Origin of the sequence: Pseudomonas sp. 7P_10.2_Bac1 (genome assembly GCF_025465935.1) — a bacterium.
GTDB lineage: Bacteria > Pseudomonadota > Gammaproteobacteria > Pseudomonadales > Pseudomonadaceae > Aquipseudomonas.
This window is the reverse complement of sequence record NZ_JANLNV010000090.1, coordinates 97,709-123,432: the sequence shown is the minus strand read 5'-3', so window position 1 is coordinate 123,432 and position 25,724 is coordinate 97,709. Positions and strand designations below refer to the sequence as shown.

At 56.0% G+C, this 25,724-nt stretch carries 26 protein-coding genes, 1 tRNA gene and 4 pseudogenes; 18 read left to right on the top strand and 13 right to left on the bottom strand.

The annotated features are described in order from the left end of the window. Positions 1-9: 9 nt before the first annotated feature. From NTD86_RS21910 to NTD86_RS21890, 5 genes are all read left to right on the top strand, one after another. On the top strand, positions 10-1,905 hold the full coding sequence (locus tag NTD86_RS21910) for a phytase (protein WP_262205404.1): 1,896 nt from the start codon (positions 10-12) through the stop codon (positions 1,903-1,905). Between the two features lie 51 nt (positions 1,906-1,956). After that, positions 1,957-2,667, top strand: a complete 711-nt coding sequence (tolQ, locus tag NTD86_RS21905) for a protein TolQ (RefSeq protein WP_262205402.1) — start codon at positions 1,957-1,959, stop codon at positions 2,665-2,667. A gap of 14 nt (positions 2,668-2,681) precedes the next feature. After that, positions 2,682-3,128, top strand: a complete 447-nt coding sequence (gene tolR, locus NTD86_RS21900; RefSeq protein ID WP_262205401.1) for a protein TolR — start codon at positions 2,682-2,684, stop codon at positions 3,126-3,128. Continuing rightward, a complete protein-coding gene (locus NTD86_RS21895) occupies positions 3,125-3,901 on the top strand; it encodes an energy transducer TonB (RefSeq protein WP_262205399.1) in 777 nt (258 codons plus the stop codon). The genes tolR and NTD86_RS21895 overlap by 4 nt, the downstream gene beginning before the upstream one ends. Before the next feature lie 236 nt (positions 3,902-4,137). Next, complete coding sequence (locus NTD86_RS21890; protein ID WP_262205397.1) at positions 4,138-5,625, top strand: anion permease; 1,488 nt, start codon at positions 4,138-4,140, stop codon at positions 5,623-5,625. An 86-nt stretch (positions 5,626-5,711) separates the two neighbouring features. On the opposite strand, the gene NTD86_RS21885 is transcribed toward NTD86_RS21890, so the two are convergent. The 7 genes from NTD86_RS21885 to NTD86_RS21855 all read right to left on the bottom strand — a co-directional run bounded on the left by NTD86_RS21885 (position 5,712) and on the right by NTD86_RS21855 (position 12,939). Continuing rightward, complete coding sequence (locus NTD86_RS21885) at positions 5,712-6,083, bottom strand: Na+/H+ antiporter subunit G (protein ID WP_262205395.1); 372 nt, start codon at positions 6,081-6,083, stop codon at positions 5,712-5,714. Next, positions 6,080-6,358, bottom strand: a complete 279-nt coding sequence (locus NTD86_RS21880; RefSeq protein ID WP_048369046.1) for a K+/H+ antiporter subunit F — start codon at positions 6,356-6,358, stop codon at positions 6,080-6,082. Before NTD86_RS21880 ends, NTD86_RS21885 begins: the two co-directional genes overlap by 4 nt. Then, entirely contained in the window at positions 6,355-6,843 is a 489-nt protein-coding gene (locus NTD86_RS21875) for a Na+/H+ antiporter subunit E (protein WP_262205394.1), read from the bottom strand. Before NTD86_RS21875 ends, NTD86_RS21880 begins: the two co-directional genes overlap by 4 nt. After that, positions 6,840-8,519 carry a monovalent cation/H+ antiporter subunit D gene (locus NTD86_RS21870; protein ID WP_262205393.1) on the bottom strand — a complete coding sequence of 560 codons (1,680 nt, stop codon included), beginning with the start codon at positions 8,517-8,519 and terminating at the stop codon, positions 6,840-6,842. Before NTD86_RS21870 ends, NTD86_RS21875 begins: the two co-directional genes overlap by 4 nt. Beyond that, positions 8,516-8,860 (bottom strand): Na+/H+ antiporter subunit C, encoded by a 345-nt coding sequence (locus NTD86_RS21865; RefSeq protein ID WP_048369049.1) that lies wholly within the window; start codon positions 8,858-8,860, stop codon positions 8,516-8,518. The genes NTD86_RS21870 and NTD86_RS21865 overlap by 4 nt, the downstream gene beginning before the upstream one ends. Further along, on the bottom strand, positions 8,860-11,766 hold the full coding sequence (locus tag NTD86_RS21860) for a monovalent cation/H+ antiporter subunit A (protein WP_262205391.1): 2,907 nt from the start codon (positions 11,764-11,766) through the stop codon (positions 8,860-8,862). The genes NTD86_RS21865 and NTD86_RS21860 overlap by 1 nt, the downstream gene beginning before the upstream one ends. Before the next feature lie 234 nt (positions 11,767-12,000). Continuing rightward, positions 12,001-12,939 carry a DMT family transporter gene (locus NTD86_RS21855; protein WP_410017007.1) on the bottom strand — a complete coding sequence of 313 codons (939 nt, stop codon included), beginning with the start codon at positions 12,937-12,939 and terminating at the stop codon, positions 12,001-12,003. Between the two features lie 72 nt (positions 12,940-13,011). Here NTD86_RS21855 and NTD86_RS21850 point away from each other — a divergent pair, with 72 nt between their 5' ends. After that, the gene (locus tag NTD86_RS21850; protein WP_410017006.1) at positions 13,012-13,617 is read left to right on the top strand and encodes a helix-turn-helix domain-containing protein; all 606 of its coding nucleotides are present in this window, start codon (positions 13,012-13,014) and stop codon (positions 13,615-13,617) included. 163 nt (positions 13,618-13,780) lie between these two features. On the opposite strand, the gene NTD86_RS21845 is transcribed toward NTD86_RS21850, so the two are convergent. After that, a complete protein-coding gene (locus NTD86_RS21845; RefSeq protein WP_262205388.1) occupies positions 13,781-14,212 on the bottom strand; it encodes a hypothetical protein in 432 nt (143 codons plus the stop codon). Between the two features lie 461 nt (positions 14,213-14,673). On the opposite strand from NTD86_RS21845, the gene NTD86_RS21840 reads away from it, so the two are divergent. The 7 genes and pseudogenes from NTD86_RS21840 (at position 14,674) to NTD86_RS21810 (ending at position 19,193) form a co-directional block, all read left to right on the top strand. Next, a tRNA-Cys gene (locus tag NTD86_RS21840) sits at positions 14,674-14,747 on the top strand. 594 nt (positions 14,748-15,341) lie between these two features. Next, positions 15,342-16,595, top strand: coding sequence for a hypothetical protein (locus NTD86_RS21835; RefSeq protein WP_262205387.1), 1,254 nt, complete (start codon positions 15,342-15,344; stop codon positions 16,593-16,595). Positions 16,596-16,688: 93 nt separating this feature from the next. Beyond that, positions 16,689-17,075, top strand: coding sequence for a hypothetical protein (locus NTD86_RS21830; RefSeq protein WP_262205385.1), 387 nt, complete (start codon positions 16,689-16,691; stop codon positions 17,073-17,075). A gap of 230 nt (positions 17,076-17,305) precedes the next feature. Beyond that, positions 17,306-18,211 carry a hypothetical protein gene (locus tag NTD86_RS21825; protein WP_262205383.1) on the top strand — a complete coding sequence of 302 codons (906 nt, stop codon included), beginning with the start codon at positions 17,306-17,308 and terminating at the stop codon, positions 18,209-18,211. Further along, on the top strand, positions 18,208-18,594 hold the full coding sequence (locus NTD86_RS21820) for a hypothetical protein (protein ID WP_262205381.1): 387 nt from the start codon (positions 18,208-18,210) through the stop codon (positions 18,592-18,594). The genes NTD86_RS21825 and NTD86_RS21820 overlap by 4 nt, the downstream gene beginning before the upstream one ends. A 115-nt stretch (positions 18,595-18,709) precedes the next feature. Then, positions 18,710-18,853 (top strand): annotated as a pseudogene (locus NTD86_RS21815) (phage tail protein); the annotation flags it as partial. A 133-nt stretch (positions 18,854-18,986) separates the two neighbouring features. Next, the gene (locus tag NTD86_RS21810) at positions 18,987-19,193 is read left to right on the top strand and encodes a tail protein X (RefSeq protein ID WP_262205380.1); all 207 of its coding nucleotides are present in this window, start codon (positions 18,987-18,989) and stop codon (positions 19,191-19,193) included. A gap of 14 nt (positions 19,194-19,207) precedes the next feature. Here the strand turns inward: NTD86_RS21810 and NTD86_RS21805 are convergent, their stop codons facing one another. Further along, positions 19,208-20,281, bottom strand: coding sequence for an RHS repeat-associated core domain-containing protein (locus NTD86_RS21805; RefSeq protein ID WP_262205379.1), 1,074 nt, complete (start codon positions 20,279-20,281; stop codon positions 19,208-19,210). Between the two features lie 140 nt (positions 20,282-20,421). Here NTD86_RS21805 and NTD86_RS21800 point away from each other — a divergent pair. Together NTD86_RS21800 and NTD86_RS21795 are read left to right on the top strand one after the other, a co-directional pair. Further along, positions 20,422-20,543: pseudogene (locus NTD86_RS21800) on the top strand (phage tail protein); the annotation flags it as partial. Next, on the top strand, positions 20,518-20,724 hold the full coding sequence (locus NTD86_RS21795) for a tail protein X (RefSeq protein ID WP_262205377.1): 207 nt from the start codon (positions 20,518-20,520) through the stop codon (positions 20,722-20,724). The pseudogene NTD86_RS21800 and the gene NTD86_RS21795, both read left to right, overlap by 26 nt. Positions 20,725-20,727: 3 nt before the next feature. On the opposite strand, the gene NTD86_RS21790 is transcribed toward NTD86_RS21795, so the two are convergent. Then, positions 20,728-21,030, bottom strand: coding sequence for a BrnA antitoxin family protein (locus NTD86_RS21790; protein ID WP_262205375.1), 303 nt, complete (start codon positions 21,028-21,030; stop codon positions 20,728-20,730). Further along, a complete protein-coding gene (locus NTD86_RS21785) occupies positions 21,008-21,283 on the bottom strand; it encodes a BrnT family toxin (protein WP_262205374.1) in 276 nt (91 codons plus the stop codon). The genes NTD86_RS21790 and NTD86_RS21785 overlap by 23 nt, the downstream gene beginning before the upstream one ends. A gap of 152 nt (positions 21,284-21,435) precedes the next feature. Between NTD86_RS21785 and NTD86_RS21780 the strand changes: the two are divergent. Continuing rightward, positions 21,436-22,472, top strand: a pseudogene (locus NTD86_RS21780) (phage late control D family protein). A gap of 3 nt (positions 22,473-22,475) precedes the next feature. On the opposite strand, the gene NTD86_RS21775 reads toward NTD86_RS21780, so the two are convergent. Next, positions 22,476-22,760, bottom strand: a complete 285-nt coding sequence (locus NTD86_RS21775; protein ID WP_048391434.1) for a type II toxin-antitoxin system RelE/ParE family toxin — start codon at positions 22,758-22,760, stop codon at positions 22,476-22,478. Continuing rightward, positions 22,750-22,989, bottom strand: coding sequence for a CopG family ribbon-helix-helix protein (locus tag NTD86_RS21770; RefSeq protein ID WP_262205372.1), 240 nt, complete (start codon positions 22,987-22,989; stop codon positions 22,750-22,752). The genes NTD86_RS21775 and NTD86_RS21770 overlap by 11 nt, the downstream gene beginning before the upstream one ends. Before the next feature lie 160 nt (positions 22,990-23,149). Between NTD86_RS21770 and NTD86_RS21765 the strand changes: the two are divergent. Beyond that, a pseudogene (locus NTD86_RS21765) lies at positions 23,150-23,394 on the top strand (glycoside hydrolase family 19 protein); the annotation flags it as partial. A 134-nt stretch (positions 23,395-23,528) separates the two neighbouring features. Continuing rightward, entirely contained in the window at positions 23,529-25,514 is a 1,986-nt protein-coding gene (locus tag NTD86_RS21760) for an FUSC family protein (RefSeq protein WP_262205371.1), read from the top strand. Positions 25,515-25,724 lie beyond the last annotated feature (210 nt).

Genomic DNA, 25,724 nt, shown 5'->3' with positions numbered 1-25,724 from the left:
GGCATAACCATGACTTTTATGTTTAAACGTTTACCTTTGCTGGCCTGTCTGGCCACAGGCAGTGTGCAGGCTGCACCCATCACTGCGCCAATACTGCAACCCTGGACCGCCACCAAGGCCCAGGTGCTGAGTTACTTGCCGACGGGGGACGATCGCCTGGCCGTGAGCAAGCGCGATGGCTTGTTGCTGCTCGATGCGCAAGGCAAAACCCTCAGCCAGGTCGCCGGCTCGTTCGCCGGGCTGGACAGCCGCCGCTTGGGCGATAAGGTGCTGGTGGCCAGTCAAGACAAGGGTAAGCAGCAAGTCGCGCTGTTCAGCCTGGACCCGAAAACCCGCGCGTGGCAGACGCCGATGTACTTGCCCAAGCGCGATTACGCGGTGGATGGCCTGTGCCTGTATAGCGATCAGGCGAGCAATCTGTACCTGTTTACCCTGGGCGAAGAGGGCAAGGGCGAGCAATGGCTGGTGGCGGCGGACAGCCAACAGCTGGCCACGCCACTGTTGGTACGCAGCCTGCCAATGCCGCCGCAAGCCAAGTTCTGTCAGGTGGAGGATGCGGCGCAGCAACTGTTCGTCAACGAAGAACATGTGGGGTGGTGGGTGTACCCGGCGCATGCCGAGTCTGATGTGCAACGCCTGCCGGTGGCTCTCGTCGAGCCATTCGGCCATGTTAAAAAGGCCGCGGGGGCTCTGGCAGTGGTGCCTGGCGGTGTGCTCGGGCTGGACCCTGAGGCCGCGCAGTTGAACCTTTATCAGCAGCAAGGCCAGCGCTGGTCGCCGGTAGCCAGTCTGGCGCTTGAAGGCGTGACGGAGCCTGAGCATCTGGCGCTGCGTGAAACGCCCAAAGGCCTGGACGTGCTGGTGCAGGACGGCGCCACTAACCGGTTGTATCAAGGTGCGCTGAACTGGAAGGCCGTACCGGTGAAGTTGCCGCCGGTGTTGCCAGTGGTCAAGCCGGTGGTACAGACCGAAGTGGTCATGAGCCAGGGCGATGCGGCAGATGACCCGGCCATTTGGGTCCACCCCAACACCCCGGCGTTGAGTCGCGTGCTGGGCACCAACAAACAGCAGGGGCTTGAGGTGTACGACTTGCAAGGCAAGCGTGTGCAGCACTTGCCAGTTGGGCGCTTGAACAACGTCGATGTGCGTCAGGGCTTTAACTTGGGTTCGCGTACGGTTGACCTGGCGGTTGCGACTAATCGCGATCACAACAGCTTGAGCGTGTTCAGCATTGATCGCGACTCGGGCGAGCTAAAAGCTGTGGGCGAGATCGCCACGCCGGTCAAGGATATCTACGGGCTGTGCCTGTTCAAGGCGCCCTCGGGCGACATCTATAGCTTCGCCAATGACAAGGACGGGACCTTTTTGCAGCACCGCTTGTTCGCCAACGGCGACAAGGTGGAAGGCGAATTGGTGCGTCAGTTCAAGGTGGCGACCCAGCCTGAAGGGTGTGTTGCTGACGACCATCGCCAACGCCTGTTTTTGGGTGAAGAAGATGTTGCGGTGTGGGCCGTGGATGCACGCCCCGACCAACCGGCCGAGTTGACCAGCGTGATCAAGGTCGGTGGCCCGGTGCATGACGACATTGAAGGGCTGGCGTTGTATCAGACTGAAAAAGACAACTACCTGGTGATTTCCAGCCAGGGCAATGACAGCTACGTGGTAGTCGATGCCGAGCCGCCGTATGCCCTGCGCGGTGCGTTCCGGGTGGGCGTGAATGCCGAGGCCGGGATTGACGGCACCTCTGAAACCGATGGCCTGGAAGTGACCTCGGCCAACCTTGGCGGGCCCTGGAGCCAAGGCATGCTGGTGGTGCAGGACGGCCGCAAGCGCATGCCCGAGCAAGCACAGAACTTCAAATACATCCCGTGGAGTGAAGTGGCCAAGGCCTTGCGCCTGCCATGACCTGTTCACACGGGGAGTGTATTTAAATCAACAGTCATCAGGAGTTACAACATGCAAGCAACCATGGAACACATGACCATCTGGGGTCTGATCAACGATGCCAGCCTGCTGGTAAAAGGCGTGATGCTGGTGCTGCTCGCCGCTTCGGTATTGAGCTGGTTCCTGATTGTGCGTCGCAGCGCCATCCTGCGCCGTAGCGAGCGCAACATTGAGACGTTCATCCAGCGTTTTCGGGCACTGGGTGACCTGAACGCGCTATACCGCGAAAGCCGTGAGGCGAGCAATGAGGACGCCGGGGCCGAGCAGGTATTTACCGCCGCCTACGGCGAGTACACACAACTCAAGCAACAGCCGGGCATGGACGCCGACGGGCTGATGCAAGGTATCGAACGCGCGCTGTACGTGGCTATTACCGAGCAGGAAATGCGCCTCGAAAAAGGCCTGCAGTTTCTTGCCACCGTCGGCTCGGTCAGCCCGTACATCGGCCTGTTTGGCACTGTGTGGGGGATCATGAACTCCTTTATCGGTTTGTCTCAGGTGCAACAGGCCACGTTGTCGACCGTGGCGCCGGGCATTGCTGAAGCCTTGATCGCAACGGCCATTGGTTTGTTCGCCGCGATCCCGGCGGTCATCGCCTACAACCGCTTTTCGGCCCGTGGGCAAACCTTGCTGACCCGCTATTACAGCCTCGGCAACGAACTGCAGATGCGTTTGTACCGTGGCTTTAACCCGGGTTCGCGGAACATGGCTGCCGCCGCATAACAGGGAGTTTGAAGATGCTCGCTCGACCACAGCGCAAACACGGGCCCAAGGCCGAAATGAACGTAGTGCCTTACATCGACGTGATGTTGGTACTGCTGGTGATTTTTATGGTGACCGCGCCGATGTTGACCCAGGGCGTGAAAATCGATCTGCCCAAGGTTGCCAGCGAGGCGTTGGTCAATGACAGCCAGCAGAAAATCCTCACCCTGTCGGTCAAGGCGGATGGCGGTTACTACTGGAACCTGGGCACTGAGCTGGACACCAAAAACCAGACCGACAGCGCCGTGAGCCTTGAGGAATTGCAGACAAAAATCGGGCACGTAGTGACCCAGGACGGCGACACCCAGGTGTATATCCGCGCTGACAATGACGCCGGTTATGGCAGCGTGGTCAAGGCCATGGCCGCTTTGCAGCAAGGCGGCGTGAGCAATCTGGGGCTGGTCACAGAGGCCCCGCAATGAGCACCGCGCTGATGAGTGATGCCCGCACTCAGGCGCCAGCGTTATCCTGGGCCCGGTTGTGGCATAACAGCCAGGCGGTGGTGGTCACGGTGGCCTTGCACAGTGCGGTGATCGCTTTTTTGGTGCTGGGCTGGAGCATGGAGCACGAGATGGCCGTGCCAGCACCGTCAACGCTTAAAACCCGGCTGGTGATGATGCCGGCAGAGCCGGTGGCGGTGCCGCCTGAGCCCACGCCCCAACCAGTGGTGACACCGCCGCCGGTAGTGGAGCCCAAGCCCGAGGTGACCAAGCCCGACCCGCAAATACAGGCGCGCAAACTGGAACAGGCGGCGTTGGCGCGTAAGCGTGTCGAGGAGCAAAAGCAACTTAAAGAGCAGCAACGGTTGCAGCAGCGTGCTGAACAGGCCGAGATGCAGCGTCAGCAAGAGCTTGCGGAGCAAGCCCGTGTGGCTGCGGACAATGCCCGGCGTGCGCAACAGGCGGCCGCAGCCGCGGCGGCGGATGTGCGGCAATATTTACCCATCAGCAAACAGGCCCCGGACTATCCTCAGCGTGCGCTGGACAAAGGCATTGAAGGCGATTGCACGGTTGAATACTCGGTGACACCGCAGGGTAAGGTCGAGAACCCCAAAGTGGTGGGTGATTGTCATCCGGCGTTTATCCGCCCGTCGCTGGTGGCGGCGGCAACGTTTCGTTATCAGCCGCGGATCGTCGATGGTCAGGCGGTGACCGTGCCGGCAGTGCGCAATACGTTTCACTACAAAATCCATTAAACAGAGCGACTCTCACCCCAGCCCTCTCCCGGAGGGAGAGGGGGCTTTAGTGTGGTGTTTTCAGATTCAACGTTGATTTTTGAGACCGCCCAAATCCAGAGCATCCCCCAAATAGTTCCCTCTACCTCCGGGAGAAGGTGAGGGGGCTTTCAATGCAATAACCCCTGACAAGCATCAACGCGAAAATCCCGTCCTTGACCTATGCTGCATGCGTTTTCAAGCACAAGGAGATGGCCGTGAACGCGCCTGCTACGACCCCGCCGACAACGGCGAAAGTTAAGATCCCCATAGGTCTGATCATCGCCGTGCTGGCGATGGTGGGCGTTTTGCTGATGCCGTTGCCCGCCGACTTGCCGGTCGCCGGGCATCGGATGCTGGCAATTTTGGTATTCGCAGTAGTGGTGTGGATCACCGAAGCCGTTTCATACGAAGCCAGCGCCATCATGATTACCTCGTTGATGGCGTTTTTGATTGGCATGGCGCCAACTCTGGATGATCCGTCGAAGATCTACGGCACCAACGCCGGGATCACCATGGCGCTGACCGGGTTCTCCAATGCCGCGCTGGCGCTGGTGGCCGGGGCGCTGTTTATCGCCGCCGCCATGACCCACACCGGGCTGGACCGACGTATCGCGCTGGTCACGCTATCACGCATCGGCACCAGCACCCGGCGCATTCTCATCGGAGCGATTGCCGTCACGATTCTGCTCAGCCTGGTGGTGCCCAGCGCCACCGCGCGCAGTGCGTGTGTGGTACCGATCATGATGGGGGTGATTCTGGCGTTCGGCGTCGACAAACGCTCCAATATCGCGGCCGGGATCATGATTGTGGTGGCACAAGGCACCAGTATCTGGAACGTCGGGATTCAAACCGCCGCCGCGCAAAACCTGCTGACCGTGGGCTTTATGGACAAAATGCTCGGCGAACGGGTGACCTGGCTCGACTGGCTGGTCGCCGGCGCACCGTGGGCGATCATCATGTCGGCAGTGTTGCTGTTTGTGGTGCTCAAAATGCTCCCACCCGAAAGCGACAGTATCCCGGGCGGTAAAGAAGCCGTGGAAAAATCACTGGCCGAACTGGGCCCCATGACCGGGCCGCAGAAGCGCTTGATGGGCGTTTCCGTCGCGCTGTTGTTGGGCTGGGCCACAGAAGGCAAGTTGCACAGCTTTGACACCACTTCGATCACTTACGCCGGGCTGGTGCTGCTGTTGCTCCCGCGGTTTGGGGTGATGACCTGGAAAGACGTGCAGTCGCGCATTCCGTGGGGCACGGTGATTGTGTTCGGGGTCGGAATCAGCCTCGGCACGGCGTTGCTGACGACCCAGGCCGGTCAATGGTTGGGCGGTCAGGTGGTGCATAACACCGGGCTGGATCAGGTCGGACCGCTGGGGATCTTTGCGATTCTGGGGGCGTTTTTGATTTTGATTCACTTGGGCTTTGCCAGCGCCACCGCGTTGACCTCGGCGCTGTTGCCGATTCTGATTGCCGTTCTGCAAACCCTGCCGGGTGAGTTCAGTCGCCTGGGCATGACCATGTTGCTGGGCTTTGTGGTGAGCTACGGTTTTATCCTGCCGATCAACGCCCCGCAAAACATGGTGTGCCTGGGCACGCAAACGTTTACGGCCAAACAGTTTGCCAAGGTCGGGTTGATCGTCACGCTGGTCGGGTACTTGCTGATGCTGCTGTTTGGCGCCACGTACTGGAGCTGGCTGGGCTGGATGTAACTGGCACCTGTAGGAGCGAGCTTGCTTCGCGATCTTTTAGGCGGTTCAAAGATCGTGAGACAAGCTCGCTCCCATAGGCAGTGGTTTCAGCTACCACCCTCGCTGCGGCCACCGCTGCTGACTTCAGCCGGTACGTCTTCGCCTGCCATACGCTTGCGGAACAGCGAGGTACGGGCCAGCAGCAAGGTGGTTACCGGTACGGTGATCGCCAGCAGAATCGGGATCAGCCAGGCGTGCATGATGGGCGTCGATTTAAGCGCCGAGAAATACAGAATCGAGGCCAGCGCCACGCACCAGGCGCCAATGGTCGAGGCCAATGCTGGCGGGTGCATGCGCTGGAAAAAGTCTTTGAGGCGCAATATCCCCAGGGCACCACAGAACGCAAACAGGCTGCTGAGCACCAGTAGCACGGCCACCGGTATTTCGATCCAGAGCGACAGCTCGCTGACGGAATTCATTCGATTACCTCACCACGCAGCAGGAATTTGGCCAGCGCAAACGAGCCGACAAAACCAAACAGGGCTATCAGCAAGGCGGCTTCGAAGTAGGTGTCACTGGCATAGCGAATACCCAGTACCAGCATCATCAGCATGGCCACGATGTACAGGTAGTCCAGCGCCAGAACCCGGTCCTGGGCCGAAGGGCCTTTGAACAGGCGGACGACGGTCAGCACCATCGCCAGGCTAAAGAAGAACAGGCTGATCAGGATGGCATTGGAGAGTAGGGCACTCATTCGAAGATCTCCATCAAAGGGCGCTCGTAAGCCGATTTGAAGTGCTCGATAAACTGCACTTCGTCATCCAGGTCGAAGACGTGCAGCAACAGTACGCTGCGGTCCAGCGCCAGCTCGGACCAGACCGTGCCCGGCACCACTGTGGTGATCATCGACAAGGCCGCAAGGCCGTTGGCATCGCGCAAGTCCAGCGGCACCTTGATGAACCGGGAGCGTGGCGGGTGACGGCCAGCGTTGAGCACGCCCCACGCCACGGCGATGTTGGACATGATGACGTCGCCCCCCACCCGAAAGAACAGCTTCAGGATCACCCCCGGACGATGAATCTTGATCGGCAGTGGCCGCAGTGGCGCGAACATGATCGGGGCGAGAAAGCCCAGCGCCGCACCGAGCAGCAGGTTGCCCGCGCTCAGTGACAGATTGAGCAGCAACCACAGCACCCACAACGCCAGGGACAACCACGGGGCAGGAAACAAACGCTTCATGGCTGCACCTCCTGCAACGCGGCTTTGGCATCAGGGCCCGGCACCGGACGGGATTCCATCACCGCCTGCACATAGCGCTCAGGGTTGTTGAGGGTATCGGCAGCTGCCTGGGTGAAGCGCAACAGCGGCTCGGCCTTGACTGTCAGCGCTACACACACGCCAAGCAGCAACACGATCGGCACGCATTCGAGGCGCCGCAGGATCGGTGATGGCCGTTCCAGTGGTGTCCAGAAACGCTGGATGCCCATGCGCGAAAAGGCAATCAGGGAGGCCAGACCCGAGAGGATCAGCAGGGCAAAGAGGCACCAGGCTGCAGTTGAAACCGGTGTGTGGATGTCGTTGCCCAGCCCGGCTGGATTGAGCAGGGCATTGAGCAGGCCCAATTTGCCAATAAACCCCGACAGCGGCGGCATGCCGATGATCAACAGGGCACAGCCGATAAAGCTCAAGCCCAAAAATGCCATCGCCCACGGGATGATTTGCCCGACCACCACTTTTTGTTCGTCGTCCAGGTTGGTCCCGCGCGGCGGTGGCTCAACCAGGGCGGGCAGGGCGTCGGCATCATCTTCGATCAGCGATTCACTGGAGGAGCGCGAACGTTCAATCAACTCGGCCAGCAAGAACAACGCACTCAGCGCCAAGGTGGAGCTGACCAGATAAAACAATGCGGCAGATATCAGATTTGGCTGGGCAAAGCCTACGGCTGATAACAGGATCCCGGCCGATACCAGAATGCTCAGGCTGGCCATGCGCTCCAGACGCTGGGCCGCGAGTATGGCAATGGCCGCGCAGACAATGGTCGCCATGCCGCCGTAGATGAGCCAGTCACTGCCGAAGTAGGCCGAAGCTCCGGCCTGGCCCGAGAACAGTAGCGTCCATAGGCGCAATACGGTGTAGATCCCCACCTTGGTCATGATCGCGAACAGCGCCGCCACCGGGGCGCTGGCCGAGGAGTAGGCGGGCACCAGCCAGAAGTTGAGTGGCCACATACCGGCCTTGGCCAGGAAGGCGATGGCCAAAATGGCCGCACCGGCGTGTAACAGGCCGCGATCGGCTTCGGGAACCATGGGGATCTTGAACGCCAGGTCGGCCATGTTCAGCGTGCCGGTGACGCCGTAGATCAACGCCGCGCCAATCAGAAACAGTGATGAGGCCAGCAGGTTGATCGCGATGTAATGCAGCCCCGATGACACCCGGGCTTTGCCCGAACCATGGAGCATCAGGCCGTACGAGGCGGCCAGCAGCACCTCGAAGAATACAAACAGGTTGAACAGGTCGGCGGTGAGAAAGGCGCCGTACAGCCCCATCAACTGGATCTGGAACAACGCATGAAAGCTGGAGCCGGCGCGATCCCAACGGGCCATGGCGAACATCAGGGCACAACTGGCGATAACCCCGGTGAGCACCAGCATCAGCGCCGACAAGCGATCAACCACCAGCACAATGCCGAAAGGCACTTGCCAGTTGCTCGGCAGGTAGACGCCAATCGAGGCCGGGCTGCCGTTTTGTTGCGTCCAGAGCAGCAAGGTGATTGAAATGCACAGCCCGATCAGCGTCGAGCCCAGGTTGATCCTGGCTTTAAGCGGGCGATGTTTTTCCCCCAGCAACAGCATGCACGCAGCGGTAAACAGCGGTAACAGAATGGGCGCGACAATCAGATGCGGCATCAAATTCATTCTTTAGGCTCCCGGCCATCCACGTGGTCGGTACCGGTCAGGCCGCGAGAGGCCAACAAGACCACCAGAAACAGCGCGGTCATGGCGAAACTGATGACGATTGCGGTCAACACCAGTGCCTGGGGCAGCGGGTCGGTGTAGTTGAGCAGGTCTTGCGGCACGCCCTCTTTGATCACCGGCTCCTTGCCGATGAACAGGCTGCCCATGCTGAAAATGAACAGGTTGACCCCATACGACAGCAGGCACAGCCCCATGACTACCTGAAAGGTTCGAGGCCGCAGGATCAGCCAGGTACCGGAGGCGGCGAGCACCCCGATAGCGATAGCGATAACTTCTTCCATCAGGCAGCTCCCGTCTTGGATTGGAGGGCGGGACGATGTGCACGTACCGATTGGTGAGCCAGCGCTGTGAGAATCAGCAGCGTTGCGCCGACCACAACGGCAAACACGCCAATGTCAAAAAACAGCGCACTGGCCACGTGAATCTCACCCAGCACCGGCAAGCTGAAGTGCGCGGTGTGGGTGGTCAGGAACGGATAGCCCCACAGCAGCGAGCCCAGGCCGGTCAAGGTTGCACAGAGCAAGCCGGTGCCCATCCAGCGCAGCGGACGCAGGCTCATTTGCGCCTCGACCCACTGCGTACCTGCCACCATGTATTGCAGGATGAACGCCACCGACATCACCAAGCCGGCGACAAAGCCGCCGCCCGGCTGGTTGTGGCCGCGCATGAACAGGTACATCGACACCAGGAACGCAATTGGCAACAGCAAGCGCACCAGCACGGCCGGCACCATCATGAAGCCCAGCGCGGTATCGCTGGCGCTGCGAGGGTTGACCAGGTCGGTAACCACGTCTTTGGCCAGCAAGCGCTGCTGGGCAGGCAATTGCATGCTTTCTTTGGGGGGGCGGAAGCGGCGCAGCAGGGCGAACACGGTCAGGGCTACGGCGGCCAGTACGGTGATTTCACCCAGTGTGTCGAAGCCGCGGAAGTCCACCAGCATTACGTTCACCACGTTGGTGCCGCCGCCTTCAGGCAACGCACGGCTGAGGAAGAACGAGGAAATGTGGTTCGGGGTTTGCCGGGTCAACATGGCGTACGACAGCACGGCCATGCCGCCACCAACGGCGATCGACAACAGCAAGTCGCGCAGACGACGAATACGCGCCTTGGTCAAAGTCCCCGGCAGTGGCGACACTTCTTCGATCCGTCGAGGCAGCCAGCGCAGGCCCAGCAGAATCAGCACCGTAGTCACCACTTCAACCACGAGCTGGGTCAAGGCCAGGTCCGGCGCCGAGAACCAGACGAAGGTCACGCAGGTCATCAAGCCGCACACGCTGACCATGGTCAAGGCGGCCAGACGGTGGTACTTGGCTTGCCAGGCAGCGCCAATGGCACAAGCAATCGCCAGCAGCCACAGGGTCACAAAGACAATCGAACCTGGAATGTTTGGCCGGTCGCCCCAGCTCAGGCCGCTGTAGAGCATAGGGATCAGCCCGGCAATCACTGCCGCCAGCACCAGCAGGAACAACTGGGTTTGCAGGCGCAAAGTGCTGATGCGTCGCTCGATGCGTCGCGCCCAGCGCATAAGCACCACCATGCTGCGCTCGAAGAAGCGTTTGCCATTGAAGTACTTGATCAGCGGCGGCAGCGGGAAACGATCCAGCTTGAGCTGTTTGCGCAACAGCACATAGAGCACGATACCGCCGGACATGGCGATCAGGCTCATGATCATCGGCGCATTGAGCCCGTGCCAAATGGCCAGGCTGTACTCAGGCAGGTCGCCACCGACCACCGGTTGCGCGGCCGCAGCAAGCAGAGGGCCGACGGTGTGCGCCGGGAAGATGCCGACCATCAGGCAGGTAAATACCAGCAGTTCAACGGGGGCGCGCATCCAGCGCGGCGGCTCGTGCGGGGTGTGCGGTAAGTCGGTAGCGGGCGGGCCAAAGAACACATCAACGGTAAAGCGCAGCGCGTAGGCCACGCTAAACGTACCGCCAATGGTGGCGATCACCGGCAGGGCAATTTCAACCCAGGCCGTGGAATTGATGAACACGGTTTCGGCAAAGAACATCTCTTTGGACAGGAAGCCGTTGAGCAGCGGCACACCGGCCATCGAGGCACTGGCCACCATCGCCAGCGTTGCAGTGTACGGCATCAGTTTGAACAAGCCGCTGAGCTTGCGAATATCCCGCGTACCGGTTTCGTGGTCGATGATCCCGGCAGCCATGAACAGCGAGGCCTTGAAGGTCGCATGGTTAAGGATATGGAACACCGCTGCTACCGCGGCCAATGGGCTGTTGAGGCCCAGCAGCAGGGTAATCAGGCCCAGGTGGCTGATGGTCGAATAGGCCAGCAGGCCCTTGAGATCGTTTTGAAACATCGCGCAGTACGCGCCAAGCACCAGCGTACAAGCCCCGGCGCCGCTGACGATCCAGAACCATTCTTCGGTACCGGACAACGGCGCCCACAGGCGCGCCAACAGAAAAACCCCGGCCTTGACCATGGTCGCCGAGTGCAGATAAGCCGATACGGGGGTTGGCGCCGCCATGGCATGGGGCAGCCAGAAATGAAACGGGAACTGGGCACTTTTACTAAGGGCGCCGATCAGGATCAGCGGTAACAGGATGGGGTACAGATTGTGAGCGCGGATCTGGTCGCCGGCGGCCAGTACGGCATCCAGATCGTAGCTGCCGACGACATGGCCGAGCAGGATGACCCCTGCCAGCAAGCACAACCCCCCGGCGCCCGTGACCATCAGCGCCATATAAGCGCCACGCCGGGCATCAGAGCGATGGTGCCAATAGCCGATCAGCAAGAACGAGAAGAGGCTGGTCAACTCCCAGAAAAACACCATTTGGATCAGGTTGCCCGAGATCACCAGCCCGAGCATCGCGCCCATGAACGCCAGGAAAAAAGAGAAAAAGCGCGGTACAGGGTCTTCTGGAGACATGTAATAACGGGCGTACAAAGACACCAGAGCGCCAATGCCCAGTACAAGAATCGAGAACAGCCAGGCAAATCCGTCCATACGCAGGACGAAATTGAGGCCGAGACTCGGCAACCACATGACCTCTTCACGAATCACCCCACCATGGGCGATTTGTGGATAGAGCAGGGCAACTTGAACGACGCCGATCAGAGCGATCACGCCGGCGAGCATTGATTCACTGTTACGTGCGTTGTGCGGCAAAACAGCCGCCAGACAGCTGCCAATAAATGGCAGAAGCAGTAGAACTATCAGGGACATAGGCTTCTAATCTGCAGGAGTTTGTGAGCGATCATACGTGGCGACTTGACGATCACCAACAGCGGATCTGTAGAGGAATCCTACAAAATGTGTGCAAATCTTTAACAACGAGCCGAGTGTCATCCTTACTGACGCGCTTGTGTTAAGCGTGCACCGCTCCCGAAGGAGCGAGCGGGCCATGTGTGGTTGTTACCGATGAAGACGTTTAACCGGGTGAACGGGGGTGATGCGACATCACTCGCAGGCTTGCCTGCCTGCCTCTTCATCCGTCTCGCTGGGCGATTTACCCTTTGTTTTTAACTCACTTACGATCACGGCTGCAACAATCAATATGGCCCCGACCAAGGCGATACCGGGCAAACGCTCACCCGCAATGCGCCCGATGATCCCGGCCCATACCGGCTCACCGGCATAAATAAGGGTGGCGCGGGTCGGTGAAACACTTTTCTGCGCCCAGTTCATTGCCACCTGGATCACAGCACTCGCAGCGCCCAGGCCTACCGCGCTGGCCAACAACAGCCAGGAGAAATCAGGAATGGCTTCGCCCGTGGGTACGACCATCAAGAACGACAGAATAGAGGCCGTGCCGAGCTGCACCACGGTCACCCGTCGCACATCGACTTTTCCAGCATAGGCGCTAATCAGGATAATTTCTGCGGCTATGGCGATTGCACTGATCAGGGTCACGATTTCGCCCTGGCTGAAATTCAGCGATGCACCATTGGGCCCGGACAGCAACATCAAGCCGGTAAAGGCCATCACAATGCCGATGCTCGGCATCAAGCCCGGTCGGCGGCCCAGCACCAGCCATTGGAGCAAAGGGACAAAAGGCACGTAAAGTGCAGTGATAAAGGCCGATTGGCTGCTGGGGATAGTCTGCAGGCCAATGGTTTGCAAGCCATAACCGAACATGATCGCCGTACCAATGAATACACCGGCTTTAAGTTCCAATAGCGTGAAGCCGCGCAAACTGCGGTAGGAAAACAAAGCAACTATTGTTGCCGCTGCCGCAAACCGCAGGCCAACAAAAAACATCGGCCCGCTGGACGTCAATGCATGCTGCACCAGCAAAAAGGTACCGCCCCAAACCATGGTGATCAGAATCAGTACACATTCAGCTTTGCTGAAACGAGAAGTAAAAGACCCGAGTTTGAATGTTTTCAACGTAGACATAACCTTGCACGCCACAAGATGAGAGACGCACAATGCGCCAAAGCTGAGCAGTATACTGCGCAGCCCCATAGAGTGAGCAATATAGTGCCCAATGAAAATCCCCATTCAGATCCGTCGCAGCGAGGTTCAGCCCAACGAGCCTCGGTACTGCAGCACGTCAGCCAGAATGTCCGACGCCTGAGGCTGCTCGCGCACCTTAGCCAAAGTGCATTGTCTGATTTGTCGGGCGTGAGCCGGCGGATGCTTGTCGCCATAGAGGCAGGCGAGAAAAACGTCAGCCTGAGCACCCTGGATCGGGTTGCAGAGGCATTGAACGTGGGGTTCAGTGACTTGATCCAGGCGCCGGGCTCGGTTGACGCGAGCCGCATCAACGAACTGGCCTGGGCAGGCACCAGTACCACCAGCAAGGCGGTCTTACTGGCCAAAGCCGTCGCCAGCAAAGAGGTTGAGTTGTGGGAGTGGACCCTGGAGCCGGGCGACGAATACCACTCGCAGGCGGACGCCGATGGGTGGAGCGAGCAGTTATACGTTTTTGAAGGGCGCTTGACGTTAGTGATTGACGAGCAGTCGCTCACCTTAAGTGCGGGGGAGTTTTACATGTACGCCAGCAACAAACCGCACTCCTATCACAATGACGGCAATGAAGTAGTTCGCTTTATACGCAATGTGGTTATTTGAGCAAGGTGGCGGGACAAGTGTCCCGCCGAGTCAGGCTGCTGTAGACCGTTCGATCGCAGTCCAGACCAATCATTAGGTCAATTGGCTTGAACAGGGTATGTGCTGACTGGGGAATCAGCCCGAGCAAGTGCGGTTACACAGCAGACCTGAAGCAGTACACCGCTTAACGGATGTTTTTGATGGTGCCTTTGTTGCCAGTAACCGTCACGTTCACCTTCTTGAAGATGAAGTAATCTTCAACCGACACTGCGTAACGAGGCGCGACGATCAAATCCGAACCCGAGCTCTTGACAGCTTTGTAAGCCGCCGCGGCTTTAGTTGCAGATACTGGGTCTGGCAGGCTGAAAGCAGGAGCAGGGCCGCCATAGGTCACGCCATCAGCGAACTCGCTGTCGCCGCTGATTTTCAGCACGCCGAACAGAATGTCCGAAGACGACTGGCCGGTGATCTCGCCACCAACATCAATATTGGCTTTCAGGTCGGCAGTCACAGTACCCGCGATTGGAGCGTTTGGCTGGCTAACGTTGTGGCTCATGCAACCGCTGGTAGCCAGAACTGCGGCAACAAGGGCGGCGGGCATCCATATTTTTTTCATGTTGAAGCTCCAAGAGATTTGTCAGTCCGTTCGTTAACGGCGGCGAGACTCTACGTGAGCAACCTGAGGATTGAAGTCAGCCCTTTCCCTGTCTGGGGCAGGGATAAATTCTATTGAAGGTAGGAATTCGGACTCGTCCTGTGTTTCGCGAGATTTGCTGTGGGTGCCCGGTGCTTCGAGCAGCAAAAAAGAGATCACTTAAAACCGTTGCACAGGCCCAGATCACGCCTTGAGAGAGCCCAGGCACCTTCGCACAGAGAGTGGTAGAAGGAACAAGGCGGCGATCTTTCGCGCTAAAAATTATTAGAATTCAGGGGGTTGCCAGCTTCGATCTTCTAGTACATAATGCGCGCCATCAGCTCGGGGCAACTACCTGAATGGCTGAAGAATCAAAGAGTTGTAGCGATCAAGTCGCAAATTTCATTGTTTTTGATGTTCAAGATGCACACATCAAGCGCAATGGCCGAATAGCAAAATGGTTATGCAGCGGATTGCAAATCCGCCCACGCCGGTTCGATTCCGGCTTCGGCCTCCACATACGAAAGCCCCGTAGATTAATGTCTACGGGGCTTTTTTGTTGTCTGCGATTTGGGGATCGCTTCCGCAAGGAGCATTTTTTATAGCGTAATTTGGGTGCTGTGCTTGGGTGGGACAGTGTGCCAACCCAGATCCTTAAGATCATTGTGTGGTGTTTACCGCAGATGCTTGGAATAGCACAAAAGTAGCTGGTCCGAGTCTTGGGATTGCAAGTAAGCGGTTGGCTTCTAGCAAACCATCTGATCCTCAAATAATTTTCTTGCAGGTCGCCTTAGCTAGAGTTGGTTACATCCTAAAGGCGAAGCAAGCTTCTCGTCATTTAAACAACGACTCTGGCTGACTAAGAATCATCTGCTAATCACGTATTGATCAAACATGTCTGTCAGCCTTGGCGGTGATGCACGCCTGCCGAATGGGTGATGACTGCAAACGGCATCGTTTTTAAATGGCCGAGCATGAAATAGATAAAGCTTTCTCAATTAAAGGAAAGATCTGACAGATCCTTGCCAGAACTGGCCGATACAGTCCGCGCTCTTCAATACGTTGGCCAGCATCGATCGGCGCGGTCAGTTTTAATTAGGGAAAATACGGCATGCGCCTTATTCGTCGACAAGATCGCGAACGACTCGGAATTAGCTTCAGAAATATAGAATCACCATTTTTTGCAAAAGCGAACGTCGAGCGTGCTTTGCATTTGCCCCATACGCCTCTTAACTTATTTCATGTTGATGTGTTCGGTCGGCCAATGAGTGACCAACAAATCGTAGAGGCTGTTGAAAACGGAGACTTGTTGCTGGTCGACGCTGACCCCTTCAGTCCGTTAAGCGATGACAACTTGGGTCGGTATGCGCACATTACGGGGCAAGGCAGGCCCGGCAGTTTTCATAGCCCCGTTGAGCGGGAGAGGGAACCACTCCCCGTCTCAAAGCCAGAGTTCAGGCAGCCACTGCAAGAGCCGGGCTTCTATGTTGTTCCCAAAAGTACGACAGTCGATCAGTTAAAGGCTGCGTTGTTCTCGTCGCAATACCCGGCTGTGATGAGCAAGTTTGATGCACTCAATCCCGGCCTGAGCACTGTCAATGCCGGTTCGATGATCGTGTTGAGTGATCCCAACAACCTGCAATGCACCCGTGAAGAAGCGATATTGATGGCGGCCGCTGCCAAAGCCAATGAGGCGGTAAAAGCGCTTAGTCCGGAAGAGGCTGATTTTATGGCCAGACACCGCGATGAAATCGAAACTGTTATTGCGCGGGGTGCAACAGCAATAGGTATTGGCGAGGCAATGTTTGCCAAGAACCTGGATGATGTAAGAAAGCTTTTGAAAGAAGTCGAAGCATTGCACATTCGCTCATTCCAAACGGATGGACATTTACGGTCCCCAGCCTTTTTTGCGGAGCGTAGGCGTTTGCTGGCCCAACTCAACACAAATCTGACCACTTTGACCCGTAAGAGTATAGGGTTTCCAGACCATCCGAATTTAAAAAGTGCGCTCGGGATCTCCAGCCGCAGCTTGGTTCACCGCTGGACGTTGGCCGGTGGTGCAGATCAAATTCCGGGGTATGCCACCCATATTGAAGGTGTGTCCAAGGCATCCAAATATCTTAAGCTCGGTGGTTGGATTGGCACTGGTATTGGTGGAACTGCCTCTTACATGAAGGTTCAAGACGTTTGTTCGGCGGGTAATACTGAGGCGTGCAAGAGGGTTAAGTTCACTGAGGCGGGTAATTTTGCTGGCGGGATTGGAGGGGGGGGCAATAGCGGGTGCGCTTTTAACGGCCCCAACCGTCGCCGGGATATGCTTAGCGATTGGCGTACCAACTGTCGGGGTGGGTACAGTAGTCTGTAGCGTGGTAGTTGTGGGGGCAGGATCTTATGTTGGCGGTGAAGTGTTTGGCTCTATAGGCGAGAAAGCTGGAGAGGTTATCTATGAAGCTATTAAATGAATACTGCTGAGTCTTTCTTCGGATACCTGTGTGGTGCTGTAATTCTCGGCGTATTTTCTTGGATAGGCATCGCGCTTCGCATTGCATATACAAAAATGGATTTAATGTTGCGACATTTAAAAAATAGTTCTGTCGTCACACATTTAACCCAGTTAAGAAAAGGTGGCCCTTGGGGTAAATTGCTGCTGGTCGGTAGTATTTCAGGGATCGTTACTTTCCCCAGTTTTTACGTCAAACGCGGGCGTGTTTGCCTGGACGATTTAAGCACTTTTCCCATACTGCTCAAGCGTAAATTGGTAATTCTTCAATGGGGCGGAATAGTGCTGCTTAGCTTAGGGTTCTTAATGTGGCTTCTAGGTAAAAGTATTGGCTGGCTTGAGTAACTTTCATTCATTGGCTGCGAGCGCATCATCCGCATAGGCGCTATCCATCTACGGGGCAAGGCAGGCCCGGCAGTTTTCATAGCCCCGTTGAGCGGGAGAGAGAACCACTCCCAGTCTCAAAGCCAGAGTTCAGGCAGCCACTGCAAGAGCCGGGCTTCTATGTTGTTCCCAAAAGTACGACAGTCGATCAGTTAAAGGCTGCGTTGTTCTCGTCGCAATACCCCGCAGTGATGAGCAAGTTTGATGCACTCAACCCCGGGCTGAGCACTGTCAATGCCGGTTCGATGATCGTGTTGAGCGATCCCAACAACCTGCAATGCACCCGTGAAGAAGCGATATTGATGGCGGCCGCTGCCAAAGCCAATGAGGCGGTAAAAGCGCTTAGTCCGGAAGAGGCCAACTTTATGGTTCGGCATCGTGACGAGATCGAAACCCTTTTAGCCCATGGTGCCACATCAATCGGGATCGGGAAGGCGATGTTTGCCAAGAACCTGGACGACGTAAAAAACCTGTTTAAAGACATTGAAGCGCTGCACATACGGTCATTCCAAACGGATGGACATCTGCGCTCAGCAGAATTTTTTGCAGAGTGTAAGCGGCTGTTGGCAAAACTCAACACGAACTTGACCGCTTTAACCCGTAAAGGCATAGGGTTTCCGGACCATCCAAATTTAAAAAGTGCGCTCGGGATCTCTACTCGAAGCTTGGTTCATCGCTGGACGGCAGCGGGTGGCCCCGATCAAATACCGGGATATGCCACCCATATTGAAGGTGTGTCCAAGGCTGCTAAATATCTCAAATACGGTGGATGGATTGGCACGGGTATTGGTGGCGGGGCATCGTACATGAAGGTCCAAGATGTCTGTGCGGCGGGTAATACTGAGGCATGCAAGAGAGTTAAGTTTACTGAAGCGGGTAATTTTGCGGGTGGGATGGGGGGCGGGGCATTAGCTGGTGCGCTTTTAACAGCCCCAGCCGTTGCCGGGATATGTGTTGGGCTCGGTGTACCAACTGCAGGAGTTGGCACATTAGTTTGTGGTGTGCTTGTGGTAGGAGTCGGATCTTTTACGGCTGGAGCCATAGGTGGTGCCGCCGGGGAAGCAATGGCTGACAAAATTTATGAGATAGTCCGATGAGTTTGAATACTGCAGATAAAATATTTTTAGCAGTAGGGTTAATCGATTTTGGAGGAATATTTCTTTGGATCGGTGTGTGCTTGCACCTTGCATATACACAGATGAATCTAATGCAGGATCACTTGAAAAATAGTCTGCTAATCAAAACCTTTTTTTCACTCGGACAAGGAGGCCCATGGGGCAAGTTGGTGTTGGTTGGCAGTATTTCTAGTGTTGTAACATTTCCCGCTTTTTACCTTAAGCGCGGGAGTGTAAATGCTGAGGATTTACGGGGGTTTCCTGCGGTACTTAAACGTAAGTTGGTGATATTACAATGGTCCGGGCTAATTCTTTTAGTGGTGATGGTTTGTATTGGCATAGTGGCTAAATTGGGATTGGTATAGATTCTCTTGGGCATCAAACGCATCCCACTCTAAGGTGCGAAAACCACGGTATCAATGGCGTCCTCAAACTACGCGTCACCCTGCGCGGCATCGGCATCGGCATCGGCTCCAGCTCCAGCTCCAGCCACTGGGCCTAACTAATGGCTACGGCGACGTACTGGGCAACTGGTGTTTGGAAAACATCAACGAAGAACAAAGCGCCTTCCTGCAAGGCGGCATCCCGCTAAAGCAGGGCTTTACCTTAATGCCTGTCAGTTAAGACCCTGAACGAATATTTTTTTATAGTTCAGATTGGCGACGAGGCTCAATAAAAACGGCGCTTCCTCATCTCAGGGGCGCGCTATTTTTTCTTAACTGACTGGCATTAGGCTTTACCTTGGAGTTTGTACTTTATGGCGACGACCTGTAGAACCGCTAGCGGCGACATGCTCGATACACTGTGCCAGAACTACTACGGCCACCTCAACGGCACGGTCGATGCCGTGCTCGATGCCAACCAAGGGTTGGCCGATGAGGTGCAGCCGTATCGGGCCGGGGTGGTGATTCACTTGCCGGATGCGGTGGGGGCGAGTGAGGAGGGGGTGATGTTGTGGGGTTGAATAGTATCTTTACACTAAGCTCCCCTCACGACCTTAATCTCCTGCGCCAAATCGAAGCTTTTAGAAAATGCTTGGGCGCCCAAACTTTTTAGTTTTAAAGTTGTAAGAGATGTATGTTTGGCTTTAGGTCTGTAGTGGCCTGAGTGGTTGGTAACCATGTATCCGTTATTGGTGTTGACTATGTAGCCAGCGCTGATTACATCATTGTTCAGCCCTAACTTATTTGAGATGTATCTTGTGATGCTCGGATGTGAGGGTGCTATCGCTGGGTCTCCCTTAGGGTAGGAAGCTATCGCTAAGTCGTTATTTTTGTTGAGCACGTATTTGTGGGTTGTGTTTGGCTGATTTAGTATGCTGAGATCATCTGCGGTTTTTGGGACTGTGATTGTAGTGCGTTTGAGTGCTAGATTACCCTTCAGAACAACATCTGCGGCGATATCATAAAAAGGGTCGGCATCATGATCAATAAGTGAGGATGTTTTTTTTACACGCGTCGCGCCAATTGCTTTGTATTGAATAGGTGTTCTGCTTCTTCTGAATATGGGGAAATAGCGCAGTACTCGGTCCAGTAAAGAAGCTGCACCACTAGGATCGCTACGATTAATCGGATCGTTTAAACAATAGGCGTATGCATTTAACCCGCCCTTGTCAAATGGACTTAAGTTATCGGGTGTGTTGAAACGCATCAATACTGGGTTGTAGGCACGGTGGCCGTTACCTAAAATGTAGTGTTGAGTAAAGAAGTCTCTGTGTTCTCCACTGAACTCCAGTAAGCAATTTGAATTTGTTAGTTGTGTGTTGTAGCCATAGCAAGTGTAAGAGATGATTCTTCTAATGTCGGGGCTGGTGGTGTGTAATGTTGAATTGTGGCTGTCGTTAATAAATAAATCTGTTGTATTTTGGGAGGTGTTTTTTTGTGCGAGAGGTAAGTTTCCGTAGCGGAAGATACTCGTTGGCATCTTGTTGTGTAAGTGTAATGTTAGACGGTTTTCTTGATAGAAATATTGTCTGTTTGAATGTTTATTTAGGTTTGATCCAGTTAATCGATCAAGCGGATCGTACTGATAGTAACAAAGAAGATTTGGCATACATTAAGACCTGTTTGAAGATGCTGTGCTTCTAGTGTTTATCAGGGAGTTTGGTGGTTGTATACCTAGCAGATGTGATAGGTGAATAGGCTTGGCATAGTCATTATTTGGCGAGTTTTTAAGTGCTTCGTCATGCACAGGGCAACTGGTGTTTAAAAAATATGGAAGAAGAACAAAGCGCCTTCATGCAGGCGGCATCCCCCGTAAACAGGGCTTTACCTTGGAGTTTGTACGCTATGGCGACGACCTGCAGAACCGCTAGCGGCGACGTGCTCGACACCCTCTGCCAAAACTACTACGGCCACCTCAACGGCACGGTCGAAGCCGTGCTCGATGCCAACCAAGGGCTGGCAGATGAGGTGCAGCCGTATCGGGCCGGGGTGGTGATTCACTTGTCGGATGTGGTGGGGGCGAGTGAGGAGGGGTTGGTGTTGTGGGGGTGACACTTAGCTCTGGTGCTTTTGCACATACTGTTGCAGTGCTTGATCCAGGCGAGTTTGCCAGCCGCTACCACCCGCTTTGAAGTAGTCCACCACCTCTGGAGAAAGCCGCAGCGTGACCCGCTCTTTGACCGGAGCTTTTTGTGGTCCACGTTCGCCTCGACGACGGACAGTTGCTTGAATGAAGAACGCATCAACGGCTGCCGGATCATTGGGGTCATACAACTCAACGGTCTCTGGCGTTACCGGCTCATCGGCAGCGGCTTCACGCTGGACACGTTCCCAATCAGTCTTGCTGGAGGTTTGCATAGTGTTTTCTCTCCTGTTTTGAAGCGCGGCGTAACGAAATAGCTCGAATATCCTGGTCACGTTCCACGTAAACCAGCACCAGAATGACCCCCATAACCTCGACCATGGCGATGTCCAGCAGCCGATCTTCATGCTGTCGAGGCGAGCAGAGTGTGATCTTGTTCGGCGCGTCGTACACCAAGCCAGCATCTGCCAAGTCAAGACCATGCTTGGTAAGGTTGGCTTGACGCTTAGCATCGCCGAAAACGATCATTAATTTTATCGTACTCACAAATAAATAAGCGGGCAAGGCTACTGTGGCAACAAGCAGACAGAAGGCGAGCGGCGAAACTAGCCTGTTTGGGCTTTTTTTAAACCTTCCTTGATTCTGTGTTTTGTGTGGGAATTTTCTAATTTTGAGTATTTATGACCCCCACCTTTCGCACCATCGCAGACGGCGCTGACATCCCGTCCCTGATCAATGACCGCCTGCTATTGCTGCGCACCACTGACAAACCCGGAATGGAGTCCGACGACTTTGAACTGCGCATCGATGACCGCGACAGCGCCGTCTCCTTGCCAAATCGCGGGGCCAGCATCGAGATATTCCTCGGCTATATCGGTAAAGCGCTGACCCGCTTAGGCCGTTACACCGTTGATGAAGTTGAACTGTCAGGCCCACCCGACACGTTGGTGATCCGAGGCAAAGCCAGCGACATGCGCGGCAGCGGCAAAACCACACGCAGTGGCAGTTGGGAAGGCGTCAGCCTGGGCAGCATCGTCAACGACGTGGCAGTGCGAAATGGTTGGTTGCCCATCTGCCCGGTGACGACCGAAGTGCCCCGGGCTGATCAACTGAGCGAGTCAGACTTCAACTTCATTACCCGCTTGGCCAAGCAATACGATTGCACCGCCAAAGTGGCCGATGGCATGTTACTGGTTATTCCGCGCCAAGCGGGGCAGAGCGCAAGCGGCAAGTTCTTGGGCGCAGTCACATTGACCCGCAGCGACGTAAGCCGATGGCAGTTTCGTTTAGCCGATCGCAGCGCCCACAAAGCGGTGATGACCAAACATCAGGACCCAAGCACCGGCCAGTTGCACATCATCACCCTTAACAACGAAGACGCGCCTGAGGGACTGCCCCCCGCGCACACCGACCGGCATATCTACCCAAACAAATCTGCCGCCGAACAAGCGGCCAAAGCTCGGCTGACAGCCTTCAACCGTTCTACCGCTGCTGTTCGACTGGAAATGCCTGGGCGCACCCACCTGTTCGCCGAGCGCAGCATCAACGTCCAAGGCTTCAAGACGGGGCTCGATGGCGAGTACCTGGTGGATTCGGTTGAGCACGTATTCACTCAAAGCGGCTGGAGTACTACCGTTGAATGCAACGGGGGAAGCAAGGCAAAGCCAAGGCCAGTGGTTTGAAGCCAGTGGTGCCACTGAAAATCGTTGAGTTGTAAGTGCTACCAACTGCTGGGCGGAAGGCGGCGTGTATGGAAAATTCGCAGTACTTGCAACTTACCCAGCCTGATTCGGTAAGGGATCACATAAGGCCAGTTCGGCAGTGGCCATTCACGCGTGCCCGGTAACCTGCCTTCTCGGCCTATGGAGGGGAACTGTGACAACTGTTCAACACTCGCCCTAATGGCTTTAACGAACTCGATAGCGGCCTGAGGGTTTTCCACGGCGATGTAAGTAGCCTCATCATCCAGATTCTTGAGTGCTGTCCTTAGCCACTCAACCCTCATTGGCAGACCATTTGTTCAGTGTCACGGCGACCTCATTCTCAGAGGCAAAATCACCCGCATCGGCTTCTTCAATGGCTTTTTGGATCTCGGCTATCTGCCAGGCTTCACGCGCTAAATAATCGCGCAATGCATCGATGGCTAAAAAGGACTTACTGCGGCCGGTTGCCTTGGCCAAATGAGCGAGCGTGTCTGCCATCTCGTCAGGAAGGCGCAGAGACATAATGGGCATGGGAACCTCGGTGTAGTGATGTGTAATACAACATACTACACCTGCATACAGAGGAATCATCCACCGACTATCGGGGGTTGTCTGCATACAGGCGATTGACCGATCAATACATAAACCACCAACTGGCCCGCCTTGTGCGGTTTTTTTATTGGAGAAAAGCATGTCGATTAGCGAAAAGCAGCTCCTGCAGATCCTCCCAAACGCCGGCCCACTCGCCGGCGTTTTTGTACCCGTCATCAACACCGCCATGATTCGCTATCAGATCATTGGCCCCCAGCGTACTGCCGCGTTTATCGCCCAGATCGGCCATGAATCTGGCCACTGCGATACGTGCGCGAATTGGGCGGCAATCACTACCTGAGCAAATACGACACCGGCTCACTCGCCCAGCGCTTGGGCAACACCCGATGCTGACTAGCGGCTCTGGTCTAAGCTGTCAGGGCCAGGTATCAGGTGGCATTGGGCTTAAGATCAGAATTGGCTTTTCTAACGGAGATAGATACCATCCTAATCATTAGCAGGCTATCTATAGAGTCGTCATGAAGGCACTTTCCATTCAGTTATCAGATTTTTGGCAGGCAATTCTCGTCCCTTCGCGCAATGATCTGTTGTTTGCGCTGCGTAACATGATCGCCGGTGGAGTGGCGTTGTATCTGGCCTTTATCTTCGATCTGGAACAGCCGCAATGGGCGCTGACGACGGTGTTCATTGTTGGCCAGTTCACCAGTGGGATGGTATTGGGCAAGGGGGCCTACCGATTGGTGGGGACGCTGGTGGGAGGCGTGTCTTCAGTTGCGCTAATCGCAGTGTTTGGCCAGTCGCCATTGCTGTTCCTGATATCCATGGCAACGTGGTTGGCGATGTGCACCACAGGCGCCTCATTGTTGCGCAACCACGCTTCTTATGGATTTGTACTGGCCGGCTATACCACCGCGATCATTGCGCTGCCGGCTGTCTCGGACCCGCTCTCGGTGTTTGATCATGCCACGGCCCGGTGTATCGAGATCAGTCTGGGGATCATTTGTGCATCTGTGGCGAGTACCGTCCTATGGCCGCGTCACGCCGAGCAGGCGCTTTCGGCTCAAGGGCGAGCGGCCTGGCTGGCGGGGCTTCAAGCAGCCGCAGCAGAGTTGCAGGGCACCGATGAGCGCAAAGGGTTGCTAGAGGCCTTGGGGCGACTGGTAGCGGTCGACAATCAGCATGCGAGCGCTAGGTTTGAAGGCCCCGTGGGGCGTCGGCGCTCGCAAGCCTTGCGCGTACTCAGTCGCGATCTGCTCAGCGTGTTGCGTACGGCCAGGGCCGTTGCGCGTCAGCGTTTGATGCTCGATGAGTCTGAGCGTGTACTGCCGTTGATAGAAGAAGTTGCTGCGGCGCTGCAACAAGTACGGCATCAAGACTTACCCGCGCTGTCGCAAAAAATCGCATTGGCCCTGGAAGATCACGCATTGAGCCAAGAGGCACATTATTGCCTGATGGAATTGGCTCAGCTCTTGCGACTGATCGATCAGAGCGCGCTCACCCTGCAAGCCCTCGAGCAGGGGAGAGTGCCGCCAGGTGCGCCGGGCGCCTTGTCCTGGCACAAGGACATTGAGCAAGGCCTGCTTGCGGGCTTGCGCTGCGCCGTAGCGTTTTTGGCTGTCGCTGCATTCTGGATGTACACGGCCTGGCCATCTGGCCTGGGTGCCATCTCCATATGCGGGGTGGTCTTGAGCCTGTTTGCTGCGAGAGAAAACCCTTCTGAATCCAGCCTGAACTTTTTAAAAGGGATCTTTATCTCTGTCCCCGTAGCCGCTGTTGTGCACTTTGCCTTGCTCCCCGGCTTTGATAGCTTCGCCATGCTTGCCCTGTGCCTGGGTGTGCCGTTGTTCCTGGCTTCGTTATGCATGAGCCGAGCAAAGCTGGCAGCAACGGCCTCGGCGTTTTGCATCTTTTTTGTGAACAACATCGGGCCCAGTAACCTGATGACCTATGACTTCGCCGCCTTTGTGAACAGTGCAATTGCCACCTTGATGGGCAGCGGCATCGCAGTACTGGTGTTTCGCCTCATCCAACTGAACCCCGGTGAGCGCCACTATCGGCGTATGTACAAGGCGCTGCTGTTCGACCTGGCGCAATTGACTGTGCGCCCGCTTGAGCAAGCCGAAAGCTGGTTTGGTGGACGTATGGCAGACCGCTTGATTCGCCTTTCACGTTACACCGCAACCTATGCCACCGGGCGCCACCACTGGTCACGCGGCTTGCTGGGGCTGGACCTTGGCGACGAACTCCTGGAACTACGGGCATGCTTGACCAACAGCCAAGGTGCCTTGGCGGCTGCACGCGATCGCTATTTGCAAAGCCTGGCAAATGCGTTCAGACAGGGCGGGCCAAGCGAGCAAGCCCTCTCGGTCATGGATAAACCTAGCCAGGCGTTGCTCAGCGTGCTTGAGCAACCCGCGAGGTTAGTGGAACAAGAGATGGCCAAAGCGGCGATCTTGCAGCTGCAATACACATGGCGCAAAGCCTGCCAGCCCAGCCCCGAGTAATCGTCTGCGACTAACGTATAGGCAAAACATGCATTCAACAGGTGCTGGCGCAATAGTATCATCGCATTGATAGCGCTGGCCTTATCTCGTTGTAGTGTTGCAAGCACCCTGTAGTCGCTGCCTAAGCATGAGGTTGCGATGGATTGCCAAGCGACCTCTATGCGGTGGTACTGCATTGAAGCCAAGTACCTTGTTGGCAGTAACAAAATG